Source organism: Polaromonas sp. P1_E1_2 (assembly GCF_056406035.1).
On sequence record NZ_JBFUAZ010000277.1, the window covers coordinates 1 to 5,285 of the forward strand.

General features: G+C 63.2%; 4 protein-coding genes. 2 read left to right on the forward strand and 2 right to left on the reverse strand.

What is annotated here, in order from left to right; translation table 11 throughout:
* Window positions 1–1,170, forward strand: a 1,170-nt coding sequence (locus AC1D1P_RS13535; protein ID WP_477673338.1) for a FecR family protein, incomplete at its 5' end; no start/stop codon positions are given.
* Window positions 1,171–1,190: 20 nt separating this feature from the next.
* Here AC1D1P_RS13535 and AC1D1P_RS13540 read toward each other — a convergent pair.
* Window positions 1,191–2,207, reverse strand: a complete 1,017-nt coding sequence (locus AC1D1P_RS13540; RefSeq protein WP_477669333.1) for a glycosyltransferase — start codon at window positions 2,205–2,207, stop codon at window positions 1,191–1,193.
* 86 nt (window positions 2,208–2,293) lie between these two features.
* Between AC1D1P_RS13540 and AC1D1P_RS13545 the strand changes: the two genes are divergently transcribed.
* Window positions 2,294–4,459: an O-linked N-acetylglucosamine transferase family protein gene (locus AC1D1P_RS13545; RefSeq protein WP_477673339.1), complete on the forward strand. Its 2,166-nt coding sequence runs from the start codon at window positions 2,294–2,296 to the stop codon at window positions 4,457–4,459.
* Window positions 4,460–4,561: 102 nt separating this feature from the next.
* On the opposite strand, the gene AC1D1P_RS13550 is transcribed toward AC1D1P_RS13545, so the two are convergent.
* The coding region (locus AC1D1P_RS13550; RefSeq protein WP_477673340.1) for an XdhC family protein at window positions 4,562–5,285 on the reverse strand (724 nt) is incomplete at its 5' end.

Consider the following 5,285-nt stretch of genomic DNA (forward strand, 5'->3'; position numbering starts at 1 on the left):
GCGCTGGTCAAAGGCAAGGATATCGAAAGCGGCCAGGCCATCATTACCGGCCTCGATGGCCGCGCCCAGGTGAAGTTCTCCGATGGCGGTGTCGTTTCGCTGCAGCCGGGAACAGAGTTCAAGGTCGCCAACTATGTAGACAAGGCCGACCCGAAGGAAGACCGCTTTCTGGTCGACCTGCTGCGCGGCAGCATGCGGGCCATCACCGGATTGATCGGCAAACGCAACCGTGAAAACTACCGTGTCACCACCACGACGGCCACCATTGGTATCCGCGGCTCTGGCTTCAATGCTGGGTACAACCCGGACGGCTCGCTGAGCGTGACAACCGAGCTGGATGCGATTGAGGTCTGCAATGCGGGGGGATGTGTCGGGCTGACGGCAGGTGAGTCTGTCCGGGTGGTCAACAACACAGACACGCCGAAACGAACGAATGTACGCCCGCCCATACCCACACCCGAACCTCCAATAGAGCCCATCATCATCAATAAAGCGGTTGTGACCGATGTCAAGCCAGTCAACACAGGCACGTTCACAAATTTCAAGTCAACCGCAACCTACCACTCGCAGGGCAATTTCGGACCTTCCACCATTTCGCCTGTTGCCACGGGCACTTCCGCAACCATTGACACCGGCAAACTGACCGCGCTCAGCGCCAATGGCAAGGATTTCACCCCCACCATCAACGCCTTTGCAGGCTCGGCGGGCTCTACCGACGCGGGCGACTTTATCGGTTGGGGTTCGTGGACCACGGGCACACGCAACCCAGGCGGCACGAACATCAATGATCTCCACTACATCATCGGCCAGCCTACCCTGGTGATGCCCACAACGGGCACCCTCAGCTACAACCTGATCGGCCAGACGCCAGTCACGGGCTACGACACCTCCGTACAGGCGGCAGTGGCCTCCGGAACCCTGACATCCGCAACGTTCAGCGTCAACTTCGGCACGGCCAAGCTGAGCATGGGCGTGGTCACGACACTTGGCGGTTTTGCGGCATCCAATATCAGTGTTGCAGGCGGGCAGTTCAGCTACTCCAACGGTGGACCGGTTTTCACCGTGGACGGTTTCTTCACCGGGGTGAATGCAAGCCGTGCCGGCATGGTTTACACCGGCACCAACGGAAACATTCGCTATTCAGGCGCAGCAGCATTTGCCGCGCCCTGATGGGGGCGGCCGGTCACCGTTCACTTGAGATAGAACGCCAGGTCGCGCTCCGTTGCGTCGGGGCCGTGCACCTGGCTGGCCCGCTCTTGCGCTGCCATGCCCAGCTGAAGCCTTAAATCCACCGAATCATTGAGCGACATCAGGGCATCGAATGCCTGCTCCTGCGAGCGGATCAAAAAACCCGAGATGCCCTGCTCGATCACTTCGGCGTAGCCGCCGTTCACGTGGGCCACTACCGGCAAACCGGCACCCATGGCCTCCAGCACCACCCGTCCATACGCCTCGAAAAAGTTTCCGGTGCGGTAGAACATCGCATCCAGTGAACGGTAAAAATCCGGCACAGACTCCGCACCCGCAGGCAGCAACTCAATGCCCTCGGTTCCGGCCAAACCCGGCGCCAGGCAGGTTCCGCCCATGACGCGAACCCGTATGCCGCGGCTGGCCAGCATGCGGTAAAGCGAAAGGTCCTGCGGGTTGTGCTTTTCCAGCAGATCACGGCTGGCACGCCCAACCGTGAAAGGCCGCGGTTGGGCTCCACCATGCGGCCATCGGGCAAAACGTTCAACGGCAACCGCTGAAAAGGGCGTGAGGTCGAGCAGGCTGGGAATGACGCGCCCGGTCAATGCCGCAGTGCGGCGCAGCCAGTCGGACACAAAAACAATCTCAGGGTCGAGGCCGGTGTATTCCCGCACGCCTTCGACAATGGCAAACAGCTGCCCCTGGTGTGAAATGTTGTGGAAAAGAATGATTCGTTGAAACCGCGTGTATTTCAGCCAGATTCCCGGCTGCAGATGCACGCCGCCTATCAGCAGCGTACCCTCCCTGGGAAACTGGTGCGCAAAGGGCTGCACGGCGGTAATGCCCTCGGGCGCGTACGCCGGGTGCACCGGCACATCGGACCACAGCTTGACCGCGCGCCTGCCGGCCAGAAGCCGCGCGAGGTCCAGCAGTTCCCGCTCCGCGCCCGTGTACAACTCGCCGAACCGGCCTAGCAGGTGCAGCGCGCCGAGGTCGGTGAAAGTGAGGCCTTGGGTCATTAGCCGCGATTATCTCCGCGCCCGCCTGAGTCCCCGAACCCACCGTGCCACATAATTCCTGCATGCACGACGGCGACACAGTTGCGATGGATAAAAACCCCCGCCCCTCTAACCGTGAGGCAGATCACGAGGCCTGGATGTCGCAAGGCAGCCAGCTGGACAGCACCGGCCAGCCCGAACTGGCGCTCGCGGCTTTTGAAAAGGCGCACGCCCTCTCGCCGACGGACGTCAATTCGGCATCTGCCTGCGCCACCCTGCTTAGCGTGCTGGATCGCCCGCAGGCCGCCTACCGAACGCTGCTGGGCGTTGAAGCATCACTGCTGCAGGACGCCGACGGCGCAGCCAACCTGGCGATTGCAGCAGAGGGTTGCGGTGACCTTGAAAAGGCCCAGGCGGCCTACGCACGGGCCCTGGAACTCAACCCCGACCACCTGCGTTCCCTGAACAACGTCGCCATCCTGGCGGCTGGCTCATCGCAGTGGGACCTGGCCATTCACTTGGCCCRCAAGTGCCTTGATCTTCAGCCCGGCCACCCGCCTTACCACGCCAACCTCGCCGAATACCTCTCAGGCGCGCGGCGCTACGCCGAGGCCGTGGAAGCCACCAGGCTTGCCCTGGCGCAATTTCCTGAACATGCCGAGCTGAGACTTCGGCACCTCGCGCTTCTGGCTTTCACCGGTGAGCTCGAAAAAGCCGACGCTGCCCTGAAAGACCTCGATGGCAACACCCGCAACCTGCTGGGTGAGTTCCTGCTGAAACTGGAAACCGCCGAAGGTGCTGCGCTGGAGGGCACCATCCAGGGCAAGGCCATCGACCACGTGGCGGACGACGCGCTGCAAATCCACACCCGGCAAGCCTTCCGCAATATGGCCATCGGCGATTGGCGGCATCACCACAAGCTCACGGATATCCTGCAGAAGGCCCTGGCTGAATCCCTTGCCACCCAAAAACCCCGCGACTGGGGCGATGCGCCTTTCCACGGACTGGTACTCGCCATGGATGAAGACGCGCTGCAGCAGATGCGCCGGCAAACTCTCGACGCAGTGAAAAGCCGGCTCAAACCCTGCCCGCCGTTCAAGCGCGATTCGCGCACACGCCGCCTCCAGAGCGACAGCCGCATCCACGTCGGCCTCGCCGTGCAAAGCCTGGCCGACACCCGGCAGATGCGGGCACTTGAGCAGCAACTCGCGCTGCACGACAGTGGCCGCTTTGCCATCCAAGTCTATGCCTTCACGGGGCGCCCGCAGCCGGAGCACCTTGAGGTTTTGCGCCGCCATGCGGCCAGTGTGAATGAACTGGGGCACATGACTGACCTCGAAGCGGTGGGGCGCATCCGCCTGGACAGGCTTGATATTTACATTGAACAGGCCCTGAACCCGGCCTGGACGCGGCAGGAAATCGCCTTGATGCGAGTCGCGCCCGTGCAGCTGCGCGAGCCTGGCCTTTACAGGCATCACGTACCCGGCGCATGGGACTACACCGTGTCCGATCACTTCATCCACCCGCAGGTGGAGGAGCAAGCCGGCCCCATCGGCCGCCTTCCGCAAACTTGCTGGCCGGGAAGCTTTGGCATGGATGCCGAGCCCACGACCCCTTCCCGCGAAAAAGCCGGGTTGCCCGCGGACGCCCTGGTGCTGTGTTCATGCCTGTTGCCGCCCCTGCTGGATGCARCCACCTTCGCCAGCTGGATGAAAGTGTTGCGGTCGCTGCCCGACGCCGTACTGTGGCTGCCTTTTTGCAGCCGGGCCGCCGCCAACCTCGTGCGCGAAGCACAGGCTGCGGGCGTGGGTGTACAGCGGCTGATCTTTTCAGCCCTTGCCGCCTGGCCCGAGATACCCGCCCACCTGGGCTGTGCCGACCTGTTCCTGGACACGTTGCGCCTCAATGCCTCGCCCGGACTGGAAGAGGCGCTGCGCCAGGGCGTTCCCGCGCTCACCTGCCCCGGCAGCAGCATGGCCGCGCGCATGGGTGCAAGCATTCTGCAGGCTGCCGGCCTGCCTGAATGCATTCTGGAAAGCCCGCAGGCTTATGTTGCGGAGGCTGTGCGGCTAGGCCGCAATCCTGAGGCGTTGCAGGAGCTGAAAACCAGGCTGCACACAGCGCGGAACAAAACACCGCCCCCTCCCCTGTTTGATGCGGCTGCGCGTGTCAAGGACCGGGAAGCCGCCTGGGCCCACATGGCGGAACGCTCGCGCGCAGGCTCGCCGCCGGTGGCGTTCGACGCGAGCGCCGCACAGGCCGTCGACACCTGATTATTTGCTATCAATACAATAGCTGCCTGCGCACACCCCTATTGGCCTGCAGGCGTTTTTTCTTCTGAATTTGCGGCTTGACCCGCCAAACTGCGGCCCTACCTACTGCGTGATAGCGCAGACTTCGCCGGTCGGCGGCAAACCAAGCTGGCTCTTGGCAGCGGCGACATTGGCCATCTGTCCTGACGTCACACCATTCTTGACGGCCGTCAGCTCCGCCAGGATGGAAATCGCAATCTCGGACGGCGTCTTGCTGCCGATGTAAAGGCCGATCGGGCCGTGCAGCTTGCCTAGCTCTTCGGCCGTCATGTCGAAGTGCTCGGCCAGCCTTTCACGGCGGCGCTGGTTGTTCAGCCGTGAGCCGATGGCGCCTACATAAAACGCCTCAGAGCGCAAAGCCTCCATCAGCGCCAGGTCGTCCAGCTTGGGGTCATGCGTCAACGCAATCACCGCGCAGCGGGCGTCCAGCTTCATGGCCTGCACCACGTCGTCGGGCATGCCGGTGGCCAGCTCCACGCCTTCTACCTGCCAGCTGTCACGGTATTCCTCGCGCGGGTCGCACACCGTCACGGCGTAGTCCATGCCCTGCGCAATCTGCGCCACAAAGCGCGACAGTTGCCCGGCGCCGATGATCAGCAGTCGCCAGCGCGGGCCGTGCAAGGTCACCAGCGCGGCTTCAGACACCTGCATGCCCTGGCTGGGCTGGGCCGCGCTGAGTGTGACGGCGCCCGTGTGCAAATCAAGGCGGCGCGCCACCAGCTCACCGGCCTGCAGACGCTGCAGCAATTCATCGATGCGGCTTGCTTTTGACAACGGTTCTATGGCC